General features: G+C 67.6%; 16 protein-coding genes. 6 read left to right on the top strand and 10 right to left on the bottom strand.

The annotated features are described in order from the left end of the window. Window positions 1-43 precede the first annotated feature (43 nt). The gene (locus LQ566_RS00915; RefSeq protein ID WP_231089665.1) at window positions 44-679 is read left to right on the top strand and encodes an O-methyltransferase; all 636 of its coding nucleotides are present in this window, start codon (window positions 44-46) and stop codon (window positions 677-679) included. Window positions 680-739: 60 nt separating this feature from the next. Here LQ566_RS00915 and LQ566_RS00910 read toward each other — a convergent pair whose 3' ends face one another. From LQ566_RS00910 to dapE, 3 genes are all read right to left on the bottom strand, one after another. After that, entirely contained in the window at window positions 740-913 is a 174-nt protein-coding gene (locus LQ566_RS00910; RefSeq protein ID WP_231089664.1) for a DUF3117 domain-containing protein, read from the bottom strand. Window positions 914-1,006: 93 nt separating this feature from the next. Beyond that, complete coding sequence (locus LQ566_RS00905) at window positions 1,007-2,239, bottom strand: glycosyltransferase family protein (protein WP_308070466.1); 1,233 nt, start codon at window positions 2,237-2,239, stop codon at window positions 1,007-1,009. Then, window positions 2,227-3,297 (bottom strand): succinyl-diaminopimelate desuccinylase, encoded by a 1,071-nt coding sequence (dapE, locus tag LQ566_RS00900; protein ID WP_231089663.1) that lies wholly within the window; start codon window positions 3,295-3,297, stop codon window positions 2,227-2,229. The genes LQ566_RS00905 and dapE overlap by 13 nt, the downstream gene beginning before the upstream one ends. 91 nt (window positions 3,298-3,388) lie before the next feature. On the opposite strand from dapE, the gene dapD reads away from it, so the two are divergent. Further along, the gene (dapD, locus tag LQ566_RS00895; RefSeq protein ID WP_231089662.1) at window positions 3,389-4,318 is read left to right on the top strand and encodes a 2,3,4,5-tetrahydropyridine-2,6-dicarboxylate N-succinyltransferase; all 930 of its coding nucleotides are present in this window, start codon (window positions 3,389-3,391) and stop codon (window positions 4,316-4,318) included. Window positions 4,319-4,381: 63 nt separating this feature from the next. Here dapD and LQ566_RS00890 read toward each other — a convergent pair whose 3' ends face one another. The 6 genes from LQ566_RS00890 to LQ566_RS00865 form a co-directional block, all read right to left on the bottom strand. Continuing rightward, window positions 4,382-5,677 (bottom strand): citrate synthase, encoded by a 1,296-nt coding sequence (locus tag LQ566_RS00890; protein ID WP_231089661.1) that lies wholly within the window; start codon window positions 5,675-5,677, stop codon window positions 4,382-4,384. 162 nt (window positions 5,678-5,839) lie between these two features. Continuing rightward, window positions 5,840-6,949: a succinyldiaminopimelate transaminase gene (dapC, locus tag LQ566_RS00885; RefSeq protein WP_231089660.1), complete on the bottom strand. Its 1,110-nt coding sequence runs from the start codon at window positions 6,947-6,949 to the stop codon at window positions 5,840-5,842. Beyond that, on the bottom strand, window positions 6,946-7,269 hold the full coding sequence (gene fdxA, locus LQ566_RS00880) for a ferredoxin (protein WP_231089659.1): 324 nt from the start codon (window positions 7,267-7,269) through the stop codon (window positions 6,946-6,948). The genes dapC and fdxA overlap by 4 nt, the downstream gene beginning before the upstream one ends. Before the next feature lie 66 nt (window positions 7,270-7,335). Beyond that, on the bottom strand, window positions 7,336-7,728 hold the full coding sequence (locus tag LQ566_RS00875; RefSeq protein ID WP_231089658.1) for a DUF6113 family protein: 393 nt from the start codon (window positions 7,726-7,728) through the stop codon (window positions 7,336-7,338). A 38-nt stretch (window positions 7,729-7,766) separates the two neighbouring features. Further along, window positions 7,767-8,084, bottom strand: coding sequence for an AzlD domain-containing protein (locus LQ566_RS00870; protein ID WP_231089657.1), 318 nt, complete (start codon window positions 8,082-8,084; stop codon window positions 7,767-7,769). Next, window positions 8,081-8,779: an AzlC family ABC transporter permease gene (locus LQ566_RS00865; protein WP_231089656.1), complete on the bottom strand. Its 699-nt coding sequence runs from the start codon at window positions 8,777-8,779 to the stop codon at window positions 8,081-8,083. Before LQ566_RS00865 ends, LQ566_RS00870 begins: the two co-directional genes overlap by 4 nt. A 102-nt stretch (window positions 8,780-8,881) precedes the next feature. Here LQ566_RS00865 and LQ566_RS00860 point away from each other — a divergent pair, with 102 nt between their 5' ends. Next, window positions 8,882-9,430, top strand: coding sequence for a helix-turn-helix domain-containing protein (locus tag LQ566_RS00860; protein WP_231089655.1), 549 nt, complete (start codon window positions 8,882-8,884; stop codon window positions 9,428-9,430). Window positions 9,431-9,495: 65 nt separating this feature from the next. On the opposite strand, the gene typA is transcribed toward LQ566_RS00860, so the two are convergent. Continuing rightward, window positions 9,496-11,406 carry a translational GTPase TypA gene (gene typA, locus LQ566_RS00855; protein WP_231089654.1) on the bottom strand — a complete coding sequence of 637 codons (1,911 nt, stop codon included), beginning with the start codon at window positions 11,404-11,406 and terminating at the stop codon, window positions 9,496-9,498. 339 nt (window positions 11,407-11,745) lie between these two features. Between typA and LQ566_RS00850 the strand changes: the two genes are divergently transcribed. The 3 genes from LQ566_RS00850 to LQ566_RS00840 are packed head-to-tail and all read left to right on the top strand — an operon-like array spanning window position 11,746 to window position 15,772. Then, window positions 11,746-12,729, top strand: coding sequence for an ABC transporter permease (locus LQ566_RS00850; protein ID WP_231089653.1), 984 nt, complete (start codon window positions 11,746-11,748; stop codon window positions 12,727-12,729). Then, the gene (locus LQ566_RS00845) at window positions 12,729-13,712 is read left to right on the top strand and encodes an ABC transporter permease (protein ID WP_231089652.1); all 984 of its coding nucleotides are present in this window, start codon (window positions 12,729-12,731) and stop codon (window positions 13,710-13,712) included. The genes LQ566_RS00850 and LQ566_RS00845 overlap by 1 nt, the downstream gene beginning before the upstream one ends. Continuing rightward, window positions 13,709-15,772 carry an ABC transporter ATP-binding protein gene (locus LQ566_RS00840; RefSeq protein WP_231089651.1) on the top strand — a complete coding sequence of 688 codons (2,064 nt, stop codon included), beginning with the start codon at window positions 13,709-13,711 and terminating at the stop codon, window positions 15,770-15,772. The genes LQ566_RS00845 and LQ566_RS00840 overlap by 4 nt, the downstream gene beginning before the upstream one ends. Window positions 15,773-15,852 lie beyond the last annotated feature (80 nt).

The raw sequence follows: 15,852 nt of genomic DNA, 5'->3' as shown, positions 1-15,852 counted from the left end.
ACACAGTCGCGCACACCGCCCGTAGCCTGAATACGGAGGAGTCATGAGCGAGCTGGATGCGATCGCCCGTTTCGCGCGGGAGTCCATCATCGAACCCGACCACATCGCGCGCGCACGCGCCCACGCGCTGGAGGTGGGGGCCGCACCGATCTCTCCCGGCGTCGGATCTCAGGCCGCGGTGATCGCCGCGACCACTGCAGCCACCAGCATCATGGAGATCGGCACCGGCGCCGGGGTATCCGGGCTGTGGCTGCTTCATGGCGCGCCGAACGCCGTGCTCACCACGATCGACAAGGAACCGGAGCACCTCGGCGTCGCTCGCCAGTTCTTCCACGAGGCGCGCATCCCCGCCGCGCGCGCACGCTTCATCACCGGCCGCGCTCTCGAGGTCCTGCCGCGCATGAACGAGGGCTCCTATGACATCGTGCTCGTCGACGCCGACCCGGAGAACGTGATCGCCTACGTGGAGCATGGCCTCCGGCTCGTGCGCGCCGGAGGCACCGTGCTCATCCCCCGGGTCCTCGGAGGCGGACGCGTTGCCGATCCGGTCCAGCGAGACGAAGTCACCCGCGCGTATCGCTCCCTGATCCAGGAGGTGCAGGCCTCTCCTGCCGTGGTGGGTGCGCTGTCCACCGTGAACGAGGGCCTGCTGCAGCTCACTGTGCTCCCCGAGCGCTGACTCGGAGAACGGTGAAGGCGGCCGGGCTGCTGCCCGGCCGCCTTCACTGTCTGCGGTGCGTCACGCGGCGTCGACGACGCCTCCGAGCACGGAGTGCAGTTCCTTGGCCTCTTCGTCATTCACGGAGACGACGAGACGGCCTCCCCCTTCGAGCGGAACTCGAACGATGATGAGGCGACCTTCCTTGACCGCTTCCATCGGTCCGTCGCCGGTCCTGGGCTTCATGGCTGCCATGTCGGCTCCCTTTCATCCTGGTCTGGCCACCAGTTTATCGGTTCTGAGGCGTTGTCCAGAAATGCACAGCGATCCGTGACCCCGGAATACAGCTCAGGGGATCTGATAGACCGTGGCTGCGAGCGCATAGACGCTGTAGATCCAGAACCACTGGTACAGCACGCCGCCGATGAGGATTCCGCCGCGCCACCAGGGCGAGCGCGGGATGGCGAGCGCACCCACCATCGGGGTCAGTGGCAGGAGGAGTCGCAGCGTCGAGGACTGCGGGAAGAACACCGCCAGCAGGTACAAGATGTAACTCGCCGACCACAGCCGCAGTTCGACGCCCATCGCGAGCACGTGCCGTTCACGCAGCAGCGCCCACGCGATCAGTGCGAGCAGCACGGCGAAGGTGATCCAGCCCAGGATCACGGGAACCTGCCACAGGCCGAACCACATGTTCAGCGCCGCACCCCATGCCTCGAACGGGATGAACGCGGTAGCCGGTTCCGCCAGCCAGTTCCGCCGCCACGCAAGCTCGGTGCTGAGGTACGCCCCGGGGTCGCCCGTCACGATTCCTGCGATGATCTGCCAGGAGAAGCCCACGAGGACGGCGAGCGCACCCGTCGCCAGGATGTGGATGATCTGCGCACGCGGCAGCGGATCGCGATCGCGCCGGAACCAGCGCCAGATGCCGTAGAGGCCGAGCATCAGAGCGAAGGGCAGAATACCCGGCCGCGTGAAGCCCATCAGCGGAATGAGGACGTAGAGCTCGGCGAATCGACGGCGAAGCACCGCGTTGAGGGCCAGCAGCAGGAACAGCGTGAACATCGCCTCGGCGTAGCCGACGTGGAACAGCGCGGCGAGCGGACCGTTGGCGAAGAAGACGACGGCCCACATCGACGCATTGCGCGAGAGGCGGTTGCGCATCAGGCGGTAGAGGGCGAAGCACGACAGCAGTCCGCAGACGAGCGAGGTGATTCCGGCCCCCGTCGCCCAGGAGCCGAAGGGCATTCCCACCGCATTGGCGACCCACGGATAGATGGGCATGAAAGCCCAGGCGTTCTCCGCCACCGCCCCGGTGTCGGTGAGCGGCAGCGGGGACGGGTACCCCTGGAACGCGATCTGCCAGTACCACTGACCGTCCCAGCCCGTGATGAACCTCTCGATGCCCAGGCCCGGACCGAACCGGGAACCCGGCGCGGCGAGCGCCGACGCGATGTAGAGGAAAACGAGCGTAAGGATGCGACCCGCCACGTAGATCCCGGTGATCCGCAGGGCCGTCACCACGCGGGTCGGGGGCGCGGATCGGGCGGCCGCCTCCTCCGTGCGGGTCAGCTCAGCCACGCGCGCAATCCTGCCTCGACCGTCTCGATCTGTGCCACGGGTACGCGTTCCTGGTCGTGATGTGCCAGGCTCGGGTCGCCGGGACCGTAGTTGACGGCAGGAACGCCCAGTGCCGAGAAGCGGGCCACGTCGGTCCAGCCGTATTTGGGCTTGGGGCGCGCCCCGGTCGCCGCGAGGAAGTCCTGGGCGAGCTCGGCGTCGAGGCCGGGCCGGGCACCGGCCGACAGGTCCACGATCTCGATCTCGAAGCCCGCGAACACGTTCCGGATGTGAGCGACCGCCTGCTCGGGCGACTTGTCCGGCGCATAGCGGTAGTTGACCTCCACCTCGCAGAGGTCGGGGATCACGTTTCCGGCGACGCCTCCTCCGATGCGCACAGCGTTCAGGCCCTCGCGATAGGCCAGGCCCTCCACGCTCACCTCCTTGGGACGGTACTCCGCCAGGCGGGCGAGGACCGGAGCTGCGGTGTGGATGGCGTTCTCCCCCACCCAGGCGCGTGCGCTGTGTGCCCGGACCCCGTGCGTGCGGACCACAGCACGCAGCGTCCCGTTGCAACCGCCTTCGATCTCGCCCGCCGTCGGCTCCCCGAGGATGGCGAAGTCGCCGGTCATGAGGTCGGGCCGGTTGCCGGCGAGACGGCCCAGGCCGTTGAGCGAGCTGTCGACTTCTTCGTGGTCGTACCAGATCCAGGTGATGTCGACCGCCGGGGCGACGAGATCGGCCGCCAGCTTCAGTTGCACCGCAACCCCGGCCTTCATGTCGACGGTGCCGCGTCCCCAGATCACGGCTTCGCCGTCGACCTCACGAAGCTCGGTCGGCAGGTTGTCGTTGATCGGAACCGTGTCGAGATGGCCCGCGATGATCACTCGGCGGTCTCGCCCGAGCGACGTGCGGGCGACGATCGTGTCCCCGTCGCGGATGATCTCCAGGTGGTCGTACTCTGACAGCGCCGCGACGACGGCGTCCGCCAGCGCGGCCTCATCCCCGGAGACGCTGGGAATATCGCAGATCGCTCGCGTGATGTCGGCAGCGGAGGCGGTGAGATCGAGCAGCGGCATGCCCTCATCGTATCCGGCCGCGCTGAGCGCCCCGGCGTCGCGGAGCGACATGGGGCACCGGCCGCTCCGCCGGGCCCGCTAGCGTGGAGACATGACTGATGCACGATGGGTGAACGCTGACGGGCTCGCGACGATCCGCGAGGACGGCACCGTGCTGGACACCTGGTTCCCCGAGATCCGCACCGGCCGCCTGCCGGAGAGCACCGACACCACCACGCTGGAGGTGCATGCCGAGGAGGACGAGCTTCGCGGGGTGCGCATCGAGGTGGTGCGCGTGGAGGCCGATCTGGACGCGCCGGTCGTCTCCACCTCGGATGCCTATCTGCGCCTGCACGCTCTCAGCCACCTCATCGTGCGTCCCAACGAGCTGAATCTCGATGGCATCTTCGCCCACCTTCCCAACGTCGCATGGACCTCAGCCGGGCCGATGCACCCGGACGACGTCTCGCGCCTGCGGCCCTCCTTGCAGCGCGCCGGCATCCAGGTGCAGGGCCTCGACAAGTTCCCGCGCCTGACCGACTACGTCCTGCCCGCCGGTGTGCGCATCGCAGATGCTTCCCGCGTGCGGCTGGGCGCGCACCTCTCCCCCGGCACCACGGTGATGCACGAGGGATTCGTCAACTTCAACGCCGGCACGCTGGGCGCATCCATGGTCGAGGGACGCATCTCCCAGGGCGTCGTGGTGGGAGACGGCTCGGACATCGGCGGCGGTGCGTCCATCATGGGCACGCTGTCCGGGGGCGGATCCCACCGTGTGTCGATCGGCTCGCGCACGCTGCTGGGCGCCAACGCGGGTATCGGCATCTCGCTCGGCGACGACTGCATCGTGGAGGCGGGACTCTACGTCACGGCGGGTTCGAAGATCGTCCTCACCGAGGGCGGCACCTCCACCACGGTCAAGGGATCCGATCTCTCCGGCCGCGACGGCCTGCTCTACCGCCGCAACTCCCTGACCGGTGCGATCGAGGCCGTGACCCGCGCGGGCGTCGGCGTGACGCTCAACGAGGCCCTGCACGCCTGATCGTGCGACGACAGAGGGGCTGGACCATCTCGGTCCAGCCCCTCTGTCGTCAGGCTCCGTGGTTCAGGCTCCCGGGTAGCGACGTTCGGGAGCACCCGTGTACAGCTGCTGCGGGCGGCCGATCTTCGTCTGCGGGTCCAGGTTCATCTCGCGCCAGTGCGCGAGCCATCCCGGCAGGCGGCCGATCGCGAAGAGCACCGTGAACATCCGCGTGGGAAAGCCCATGGCCTTGTAGATCACACCGGTGTAGAAGTCGACGTTGGGGTACAGGCGACGTGCCTGGAAGTACTCGTCGTTGAGCGCGATCTCCTCGAGCTCCTTGGCGAGATCCAGCAGCGGGTCACTCACGCCCAGCTCGGACAGCACCTCGTCCGCGGACTGCTTGACCAGCTTGGCGCGCGGGTCGTAGTTCTTGTAGACGCGGTGTCCGAAGCCCATCAGCTTGACACCGTCCTCCTTGTTCTTCACGCGCTCCACGAACCGCTTGACCGTCTCACCGGAGTCGCGGATCTCGCCGAGCATCTTGAGCACCGCCTCGTTGGCGCCGCCGTGCAGCGGACCCGAGAGGGCGTGGATGCCCGCGGAGACCGATGCGTACTGGTTGGCGCCCGTGGAGCCGACCAGGCGCACCGTGGAGGTGGACGCGTTCTGCTCGTGGTCTTCGTGCAGGATGAGCAGACGCTCCAGCGCGCGGCTCATCACGGGGTTCACCTCGTACGGCTCGCTCATCACGCCGAAGTTGAGGCGGAGGAAGTTATCGACGAAGCTCAGGGAGTTGTCGGGGTAGAGGAACGCCTGGCCGATGCTCTTCTTGTGCGAGTAAGCGGCCAGCACGGGCAGCTTGGCCAGCATGCGAATGGTGTTCAGCTCGACGTGCTCGGGGTTGTGCGGGTCGTACTGGCCCTCGTAGTAGGTCGACAGCGCGGTGATCGCCGACGACAGCGAGGCCATCGGGTGCGCGGTGTGCGGGAGGGCGTTGAAGAAGTGCTTGAGGTCCTCATGGATGAGGGTGTGGCGACGGATCTTCTCGTCGAAGGCGCCCAGTTCGTCGGCGGTGGGAAGCTCGCCGTACAGCAGCAGCCACGCGACCTCCAGGAACGAGCTGTGCTCGGCGAGGTCCTCGATCGGGTATCCGCGATAGCGCAGGATTCCCTGGTCGCCATCGATGTAGGTGATCGCGGACTTGGTGGCCGCAGTGTTGACGAAGCCGTAGTCGAGGGCGGTGTAGCCCGTCTGCTTCGTGAGGGTGGCGAAGTCGATGCTCGATGCTCCGTCGACCGCTGCCACCGTGGGCAGTTCAGCCGTGGTGTCACCGATCGTCAGCGTCGCCTTCTCAGGCTGTGCTCCCGCGTTGTTCACGGCGCCTCCTTGCGATTTCTGGTCGTCGGGGGTCTGACACGGAACTGTCGTGAGAGATCCGTGTCGGCGGCGCGCGTGAGCACGCCCGGTCCTTACAGCCTAGTCGCCCGCGGGACCTACTGATGCACCCGCCAAAGGATGCGGCACCTCGCTAGAGGTTCCCTACGAAGACGCGCGGAGGCGCTCGGCAGCGGCGGCGATCCGCTCGTCGGAAGCCGTCAGGGACAGGCGGACGTGCTGCGGGAAGAACGGTCCGTAGAAGACCCCGGGACCTGCCAGGACACCGAGATCCGCCAGCCGGTCCATGCTCTGCCAGGCGTCGCGCCCCTCGGTCGCCCAGAGGTACAGTCCGGCCTCGCTGCGGTCCACGCGGAAGCCGGCGGACTCGAGCGCAGGCTTGAGCAGCTCACGGCGCGACCGGTATCGCTCCTTCTGCTGCGCGACGTGTACGTCATCGGCGAGCGCGACGGTCATCGCCTGCTGAACGGGCGCCGGGAGCATGAGCCCGAGGTGCTTGCGCGCCGTCGTGAGGCGCGCGATCAGCTCGCGATCCCCGGCGAGGAACGCCGCGCGGTAACCCGCCAGATTGGACTGCTTGCTCAGCGAGTACACCGCGAGAACGTCGGTGTCATCTCCGTCGGTGACACGAGGGTCCAGGATGGACGGGATCGGCTCACTGTCCCAGGGCGCGTCCCAGCCGAGCTCGGCATAGCACTCGTCTCCGGCGATCACCGCACCGAGCTCGCGCGCCCGGCGCACGGCGGCACGGAGATCGGCGACTCCGAGGACACGGCCGTCGGGATTTCCCGGGGAGTTCAGCCAGATGAGCTTCGTTCCCGCCGGCCACGCCGCCGGGTCGTCCTCCGCCACCGCGGTGGCACCGGCGACGACGGCACCGACCTCATACGTCGGATACGCGGCCCGCGGATGGACCACGATGTCGCCAGCTCCGAGACCGAGCAAGGTCGGGAGGAGCGCGACGAGCTCCTTGGAGCCCACCGTGGGCAGCACCTGGTCGGCCGTCAGGGATGCCACACCACGACGCCGCGCGAACCACGCGGCGATCGCGTCGCGAAGGGCGGGGGTTCCGACGGTCTGCGGGTAGGAGTGGGCCTCGGTCGCCGCTGCGAGCGCTTCCCGGATGATCCGCGGTGTCTCATCGACCGGAGAGCCGATCGAGAGGTCGACGAGCCCGCCGGGATGCTGCGCCGCGCGCTCGCGAATAGGAGCGACCGCATCCCACGGGTAATCCGCGAGGTCGCGAACGCTCACGCCTCGGCCTGCGGCGGCAGCGCGGAGATGATCGGGTGGTCCTTCGGAATCACGCCCACCTTGGCGGCGCCTCCGGGCGATCCGATTCCGTCGAAGAACTCCACATTGGCCTTGTAGTACTCGGACCATTCGTCCGGAAGATCGTCCTCGTAGTAGATCGCCTCCACCGGGCACACCGGCTCGCAGGCGCCGCAGTCCACGCACTCGTCGGGGTGGATGTAGAGCGAACGTTCGCCCTCGTAGATGCAGTCGACAGGGCATTCGTCGATGCAGGCGCGATCCTTGACATCGACGCAGGGAAGAGCGATCACATACGTCACCTCTTCAGTCTACGTCTCTCCTCCCCGGGCGGTCGTGCACGCACGGCCGTGGCGGGAGCGGAGACGTCAACGAGAGGGCGTCTGCGCTTTCGACGGTGCGGACGCAGGACGGATCCGACGCAGGTCCGGCCACGCCGCCACGATCAGGATGATGACCCCCACACCGATCAGCCACACCTGTGACAGCCCCGTGTCGGGAACCACCACGGAGCCCCCGGGGCCACGCATGGAGAACATGAAGACCGCCAGGTACATCCCGGCCCCTCCCGCGATGGCGGCCCATCGATCCTCCGCCAGAATGCGCAACGAGACGAGAATGGCCAGGCACCCGGCGAACGCGAGGATCAGGCCGAGGTGGAACAGGTCGGCACCGGCGGAGAACCCGATCGTTCCGGCCGTGCCGAAGACGGCTCCGATGATGAAGCTCATCACGAAGGTGGCGATGCGTGAGAGGGACACGGGCCGATGGTACCGTCCGGGCCTGAACGGCTGCCGTATCAGCTCGCCCAGCCCCACAACCGCAGCAGCGCAGCCGTCACGGCCCCGGCGATGACGACGAGCACGAACGGCGCGCGCAGGGCCAGCAGGACGGCGGCGACGCCGACGGCGGCCAGCCGCGCATCGATGTGCAGGGACTGCCCGGGCCCGTGCAGGGCGAGATAGGCCACGAGCGCGGCGAGCAGCGCCACGGTTGTGAGGTCCATGGTGCGCGCCGGGGTGGGCTTCTCGAGCCAGTGCGGTGGAATCGCGTACCCGAGGATCTTGGCGAGCACGCACAGGATCGACGCCACGAGGATCGCCTGCCACAGGGTCATCGAGCCACCGCCTTCGTGTCTCCGCCGCCGAACAGATTGAACACGCCGACGACGACCGCGACCACCGCCGCGAGCAGCACCTGCATCCCGGGCATCACGTACGGCGTCGCCACGGTCGCAACGACGGCGGCCCCCACTCCAACCGCGATGGCCTGCCGGGAGCGCAATCGCGGCCAGAGCAGCGCCAGGAACGCGCAGGCTGCGGCAGCGTCGAGCCCGTAGACGCGGACGTCGCCGATCAGGTTGCCCACGAGCGCACCGGCGAGGGTCGCCGCGTTCCACCCGACGAAGATCGCGATGCCCGTGGCCCAGAAGCCCACGCGCTGCGCGCGGGGCTCCTCCTGGGTGACAGCCACCGCGATGCTCTCATCGATGGTGAGCTGGGCGGCGCCGAGGCGGCGCAGCACGCCCCTGCCGACGATCGAGGAGAGCCGCATGGCGTAGACGGTGTTGCGCAGGCCGAGCAGAAGCGCGGCGACAACTCCCGCGGGGGCGGCAGCGACCCCGCCGGAGGCGATGATGCCGACGAATGCGAACTGCGAGCCGCCGGTGAACATCACCAGACTCAGCACGCATGCCTGCCAGACGTCCAGGCCCGCCGCCACGGCCAGCGCACCGAAGGTGATCCCGTCCAGGCTCACCGCGAGCGCCACGGCCATCCCCTGGCGCACCGCCGACCGTTCCGCCTGATCCATACGCGCCTCACTCTCGTCGTTCAGCAAACCGAACGGTCGATTGCAATTCTGAACGACCCGCGTCGTTCAGTCAAACGAAAGGACGTTTGTCATACTGAACGCATGGATGAGCTCCGGGCCCGAATCGCACAGGCGCTGCGCCGCGAACGCGAACGATGCGGCTTCTCCGCGGCCGAGCTGGCGCGGCGGGCCGGTGTCTCCAAGGCCACCGTCTCGCAGTTGGAGAACGCGGCGACCACGCCGAACGTTGAGACGCTGTGGGCACTCGGTGACGCCCTCGGCGTGCCGTTCGCCGAGCTGGTGGCCGAGCCCGCCGCCGGGCCGACGCTGCTGCGGGTCGCCGATCTGAGCGGTGTTCCGGCAGCCGCGGCCACCTATAGCGCGACGCTGCTGTCGACCGCTCCCCCGAACTCGCGCCGCGACATCTATCTCTTGCAGGCAGAGCCGGGCGGCACCCGCGACTCCCGCCCTCACCTCAGCGGCACCACCGAGCACGTCGTGCTGATCTCGGGACGGGCCGATGTCGGCCCTCGCGACGCGCCCGTGACGATGAACCCCGGGGACTACCTCACCTACGCCGGCGACGCGCCCCACGTCTTCACGGCACGAGAGCCCGGCACCATGGCCGTGCTCATCAGCGAGCTGCGCTGACCGACTGCGCCGGACACCACGAAGCCCCGCGGTGGCGCGCACCGCGGGGCTTCGTGTGATCAGGCTCAGGCGTTCGCGTCCTGCTTCTTGAGACGCGCCGCAGCACGAGCGCGCTCAGTCGCGTCCAGGTTCACCTTGCGGATACGCACCTTCTCGGGCGTGACCTCGACGCACTCATCCTCGCGGGCGAACTCCAGGCTCTCCTCGAGCGACAGCACGCGCGGCGGGGTCATGGACTCGAACGTGTCGGCCGTGGAGGAGCGCATGTTGGTGAGCTTCTTCTCCTTGGTGATGTTCACGTCCATGTCGTCGCTGCGCGAGTTCTCGCCGATGACCATGCCCTCGTACACCTCGTCCTGCGGCTGCACGAAGAAGCTCATGCGCTCCTGCAGGGCGATGATGGCGAACGGGGTGACCACGCCGGAGCGGTCGGCCACGATGGAGCCGTTCTGACGGGTGACGATCTGGCCGGCCCAAGGCTCGTAGCCGTGCGAGATGGCGTTGGCGATGCCGGTGCCGCGCGTGGTGGTCATGAACTCCGTGCGGAAGCCGATCAGACCGCGCGACGGAACAACGAACTCCATGCGCACCCAGCCGGTGCCGTGGTTCGTCATGCCCTCCATGCGGCCCTTGCGGGCAGCGAGGAGCTGGGTGATGGCGCCGAGGTACTCCTCGGGGGCGTCCACGGTGAGGTGCTCGAAGGGCTCGTGCACCTTGCCGTCGATCTTCTTGGTGACCACCTGCGGCTTGCCCACCGTGAGCTCGAAGCCCTCGCGGCGCATGTTCTCGACGAGGATGGCCAGCGCCAGCTCACCGCGGCCCTGCACCTCCCAGGCATCCGGGCGGCCGATGTCCTCGACGCGAAGTGAGACGTTACCGATCAGCTCGCGGTCGAGGCGGTCCTTCACCATGCGGGCGGTGAGCTTGTGGCCCTTCACCTTGCCCACGAGCGGCGAGGTGTTGGTGCCGATGGTCATGGAGATGGCCGGGTCGTCGACATGGATCATCGGCAGCGGGCGGACGTCCTCGGGGTCGGCGATGGTCTCGCCGATGGTGATGTCCTCGAAGCCGGCGATGGCGACGATGTCACCGGGGCCGGCCTCCTCGGCGGGGTAGCGCTCGAGCGCGCGGGTCTTGAGCAGTTCCGTGATGCGAGCGTTGCTCGTGGTTCCGTCGGCACGAACCCACGCCACGGTCTGACCCTTCTTCAGGGTTCCGTTGAACACGCGCAGCAGAGCGAGGCGGCCGAGGAACGGGCTGGAGTCGAGGTTGGTGACCCAGGCCTGCAGCGGCGCCTCGTCGTCGTACGCGGGGGCCGGGATGTGCTGGAGGATCGCCTCGAACAGCGGCTCGAGGTCGTCGTTGTCAGGCAGTTCGCCATCGGCCGGACGGTTGCGCGACGCCGCACCGGCACGGCCGGACGCGTACACCACCGGAACGTCGAGCAGCGCATCCACGTCCAGGTCGGGCACGTCGTCGACCAGGTCGGACGCGAGCCCCAGCAGCAGATCCTGCGCCTCGGCCTCGACGGCCTCGATGCGAGCGTCGGGGCGGTCGGTCTTGTTGACCGCGAGGATCACGGGCAGCTTCGCCTCGAGCGCCTTGCGCAGCACGAAGCGCGTCTGCGGCAGCGGGCCCTCGGAGGAGTCGACGAGCAGCACGACGCCGTCCACCATGGACAGACCGCGCTCGACCTCGCCGCCGAAGTCGGCGTGACCCGGGGTGTCGATCACGTTGATCGTCACCGGGGCGTCGGTGTGCTTGCCGTTGTACGTGATCGCGGTGTTCTTCGCGAGGATGGTGATGCCCTTCTCGCGCTCGAGGTCGTTCGAGTCCATCGCGCGCTCCTCGACGTGAGCGTGCTCGCCGAAGGAGCCGGTCTGGCGCAGCATGGCGTCGACGAGGGTCGTCTTGCCGTGATCGACGTGAGCGACGATCGCGACATTACGGAGGTCAGAGCGGAGGGCGTGCGCCATGAAGGGAAATCCTTGTAGATCTGGGAACACCGAAGAGAATCGGCCCCGGAATTCTACAGCACGTCAGGTGAACGAAAGCTGTGCACCCCCTGCCGCACGACGGAGGTCTGTGATCGAATGAGGTGCGGTCGGAGCGCACCCGAGGGGTCCTGTGCACCGACCGCCGCACGTTACCGCCGTGATGTACTGAGCACAGGAATAGGCGAACACCCCGTGCCGATATTTCGACACATCGGTAACCGAGGGGTATCGTGCAGAAGTTCACATGAACCTCATGTGGAACTGTCAAATGTGGAGGACGGGTTCGATGTACCGATGCAAATCTGGAGGTAGGCCTTCGTGCTGAGGTATCTCGTCCGCCGGACGCTGGGATGGCTCGCGATGATCTTCGTCGCCACCAACCTCACCTATTTCCTGGCGTCACTGTTCCTGAACCCGCGGTCCAACTACACGGGGCGAAACCCTCCCGTACCGGAGGCCATCGCGGATGCCGCTCTCTCGCAGTATGGACTGAACGACAAGGTCCCGCTGCTGGAGCGCTGGTGGGGCTGGCTCTCCTCCGTCGTGACCCGCTGGGACTGGGGGAAGAGCCCGGTCGGCGAGAGCGTCAACGAGCAGGTGGCCTTCCGTATCTGGAACTCCGCGGAGCTGCTGCTCGGTGCCACCATCCTCATGACCGTCATCGGCATCGCCCTGGCGGTCTGGACGGCGTCGAAGCAGTACAGCGCCACTGACCGCGTGGTGCAGTTCATCTCCACCATCACGATGAACCTGCCGGTCATCGTCGCCGGCCTCGGCATCGTGATCATGGCCATCGCGTTCAACAACGCGGTCGGCACCCGTGTCTTCTACGTCACCGGCGCCCGCAGCGACGGCGTCCAGGGGTTCTGGCCCGTCATCGTCGACACGCTCCAGCACCTCACCCTGCCGACCATCGTGCTGGTCGTCACCGGTTACGCCGGAACCTACTTCCTCCAGCGCTCCCTGCTGCTGGACAACATCGGCGCCGACTACGTGCGCACCGCCCGCGCGAAGGGCCTCACCCGCTCGCAGGCCGTGCGCAAGCACGCATTGCGCACCTCTCTGATCCCGGTGGTCACCTCCATCGCGTTCTCGATCCCCGGAATGTTCACCGGCGCGATCCTCACCGAGAGCGTGTTCCAGTGGGAGGGCATGGGGCGGTACTTCATCACCACCATCGCCAAGAACGATATCCACGGCGTCGTCGCCATCGCGGCCTTCAGCGCTGTCATGACCGCCATTGGAGCGCTGCTCGCCGACATCGCCGTCGTAGCGCTCGACCCGAGAGTGAGGGTGAGCTGATGAGCATTCCCGACCAGCCCACGGAAGCCCGCGTGAACGCCGAGGTCACCTACGACGAGGCCGTGCGCGACGTCAGCGGCGCCGATGCGATGACGGCGGCGGTCGTCACCGCCCCGCGCGGGAAATCGCGTGGCACGCTCCGTCTGTATGTGCGCCGGTTCTGGCGCAACAAGACCGCCGTCGCAGGGCTCATCATCTTCGCTCTGCTCGTGCTTTTCGCGACCCTGGGTGAGCTGATCGCGCCGTTCAACTTCCTCGACACCGACTTCCTCAGTCTCTCCACTCCCCCCGGCGAGAACGGTCACTGGTGGGGAACCAACAGCGCGGGCAACGACATGTTCGCCGCGACCGCGCATGGTCTCAAGCAGTCGATGATGATCGCCCTCATCGTCTCCATCGGTAGCACCGTCATCGCGGCGGTGCTGGGTGCGTCTGCCGCGTACTTCCGCGGCGCATACGAGCGCCTCGTGCTGTTCGTCATCCACTTCCTGATGATCGTGCCGACCTTCCTCATCCTCGCGATGATCTCCAACAAGGCCGGCGGCAACTGGCTGGTCATCGCGATCGTCATGACGGCGATCAGCTGGTTCTTCACTGCGCGCACCGTGTGGGCGATCGCCCTGTCGGTCCGCGAGCAGGACTACGTCACCGCGGCACGGTACATGGGAGTGTCGGGCTTCAAGATCGTGCTCCGCCACATCGTGCCCAACATCGGCTCGCTGCTGATCATCCAGTTCACGCTCGGACTCGTCGGCGCCGTCATGGCGGAGACGGGCCTCTCCTTCATCGGCTTCGGCGTGAAGTCCCCGGACGTTTCGCTCGGATCGCTGATCGGCTCCGGCTCGAACCAGGTCACCAGCGCGCCGTGGCTGTTCTATTTCCCCGCCGCCATCCTGACGCTGCTGACCGTGTCGATGGCCTTCATCTCCGACGGTCTGCGTGACGCGCTGGATCCCAACTCGAACTCTGGAGGAACCGCGTGAGCGCTCCGCTGCTCTCCGTCCGCGACCTGGCCGTCAGCTTCCCCTCCGAAGCGGGCGTCGTCAACGCCGTTCGCGGCGTCTCCTTCGACCTGCACCCGGGCAAGACCCTCGCGATCGTCGGCGAGTCGGGCTCGGGCAAGTCCGTCACCTCGCTGGCGGTGATGGGCCTGCACGGCAAGTCGGCCAACATCACCGGCTCCATCCAGTACGAGGGTCGTGAGCTGCTCGGTCTCAGCGATGCCCAGATGTCGCGCGTGCGCGGCAAGGACATCTCGATGATCTTCCAGGATCCGCTCTCGTCGCTGACCCCGGTGTTCACCATCGGCGACCAGCTGATCGAGGCGCTGCAGGCGCATGACAAGAAGATCTCCGCCAAGGCGGCGTTCGACCGGGCGGTGGAGCTGCTTCGCATCGTCGGCATCCCGCGCCCGCAGGAGCGGATGCGCGCATTCCCCCATGAGTTCTCCGGCGGCATGCGTCAGCGTGTGGTCATTGCCATCGCCATGGCCAACAACCCGCGTGTGATCATCGCCGATGAGCCCACCACGGCCCTGGACGTCACCATTCAGGCACAGATCCTCGACGTCCTCGATCGTGCCCAGGAGGAGACCGGGGCCGGTGTTCTGCTGATCACCCACGACATGGGTGTTGTCGCTCACAGCGCGGACGACGTGCTGGTGATGTACGCCGGCAAGCCGGTGGAGCAGGCACCCGTCGACGAGCTGTTCCAGAACACCCGCATGCCGTACTCGATCGGCCTGCTGGCGGCCATCCCGCGCGTGGACCAGCGAGCCAAGGCGCCGCTCGTCCCGATCCCGGGCAACCCGCCGATCCTCATCAACCTCCCCGACGCGTGCCCGTTCGCCGCCCGGTGCCCCATCGCCACCGAGGCGTGCCGCACGACGGAGCCCCCGCTCGTCGCCGTGGACGGTGACCCCGATCACCGCGCGGCCTGCATCCGCCTCGACCGCACCGCCCAGGGCGACGTGTACCCGGTCCCTGAGATCCCGGAAGCGCCGCTGCAGCGTGTCCCCCGGGAGGAGCGCGAGGTCGTGCTCGAGGTGACCGACCTCAGCCGCGAGTTCCCGATGACGAAGGGTGCCCTCGTCAAGCGCCGCGTCGGAACCGTCCACGCCGTCGACGGCGTCAGCTTCGACATCCGCGAGGGTGAGACCCTGGCGATCGTCGGCGAGTCCGGATCCGGCAAGTCCACCACGCTGCTGGAGATCATGGACATGAAGCCGCAGTCGGGCACCGTCGTGCTCGCCGGCACGGATGTCTCCACCGTGCGTGGCGGCCACGCCGAGCGTCAGCTGCGCCGCAACGCCCAGATCGTCTTCCAGGACCCGATGGGCGCGCTGGACCCGCGCATGACGGTGGGCGACATCCTCGCCGAGCCGCTGCGCTCCATGGGCTATGAGGGCGACGTCCAGGAGCGCGTCACCGAGCTGATGGACCTGGTCGGGCTGAACCAGGCCCACATCGAGCGGTTCGCGTCCGCCTTCTCGGGCGGTCAGCGCCAGCGCATCGGCATTGCGCGTGCGCTGGCCACGAATCCGCGCCTCGTCGTCCTGGACGAGCCGGTCTCCGCGCTCGACGTCTCCATTCAGGCGGGTGTAATCAACCTGCTGGAGGAGCTCAAGGCCAAGCTGAACCTGTCGTACCTGTTCGTGGCTCACGACCTCTCTGTCGTCCGTCACATCGCCGACCGCGTGGGTGTGATGTACCTCGGACGCTTCGTCGAGTTCGGCGACGTGGACGCGCTGTTCGAGAACCCGCGCCACCCCTACACGCAGGCGCTGCTGTCCGCCATCCCCGTTCCCGACCCCGTTGTCGAGCGCAGTCGCGATCGCATCGTGCTCACCGGCGACCTGCCGAGCCCGGCCGATCGCCCCGCCGGCTGCCCGTTCGTCACCCGGTGCCCGCTCTACCAAAGCCTGACAAGCGAATCCGATAGAAACCGTTGTGAAACCGTGCCCCCCGCGCTCTTGCTGCACGGACCCGATCACAGCGATGCTTGTCACTTCAGCTCCTCATCCACCACAGCGGAGGTCGCCTGACCCCCGTTTCCGGGTGAAGAGAACGAGGTATCTCTCGTGAAAAACACACAGTCCCGGCCGCGAACCCGTGGCCAAGGAGG

The organism is Microbacterium nymphoidis, assembly GCF_021044885.1.
GTDB lineage: Bacteria > Actinomycetota > Actinomycetes > Actinomycetales > Microbacteriaceae > Microbacterium > Microbacterium nymphoidis.
The sequence above is the reverse complement of the archived record's forward strand: the minus strand, read 5'-3'. Positions and strand labels throughout refer to the sequence as shown.

Bases quoted from the DNA above. Each gene is read 5' to 3' on its own strand.
- LQ566_RS00915 (WP_231089665.1), top strand. From the start codon at position 44: ATGAGCGAGCTGGATGCGATCGCCCGTTTCGCGCGGGAGTCCATCATC.
- LQ566_RS00910 (WP_231089664.1), bottom strand. From the start codon at position 913: ATGGCAGCCATGAAGCCCAGGACCGGCGACGGACCGATGGAAGCGGTC.
- dapE (WP_231089663.1), bottom strand. From the start codon at position 3,297: ATGCCGCTGCTCGATCTCACCGCCTCCGCTGCCGACATCACGCGAGCG.
- dapD (WP_231089662.1), top strand. From the start codon at position 3,389: ATGACTGATGCACGATGGGTGAACGCTGACGGGCTCGCGACGATCCGC.
- LQ566_RS00870 (WP_231089657.1), bottom strand. From the start codon at position 8,084: ATGACCCTGTGGCAGGCGATCCTCGTGGCGTCGATCCTGTGCGTGCTC.
- LQ566_RS00865 (WP_231089656.1), bottom strand. From the start codon at position 8,779: ATGGATCAGGCGGAACGGTCGGCGGTGCGCCAGGGGATGGCCGTGGCG.
- LQ566_RS00860 (WP_231089655.1), top strand. From the start codon at position 8,882: ATGGATGAGCTCCGGGCCCGAATCGCACAGGCGCTGCGCCGCGAACGC.
- typA (WP_231089654.1), bottom strand. From the start codon at position 11,406: ATGGCGCACGCCCTCCGCTCTGACCTCCGTAATGTCGCGATCGTCGCT.
- LQ566_RS00845 (WP_231089652.1), top strand. From the start codon at position 12,729: ATGAGCATTCCCGACCAGCCCACGGAAGCCCGCGTGAACGCCGAGGTC.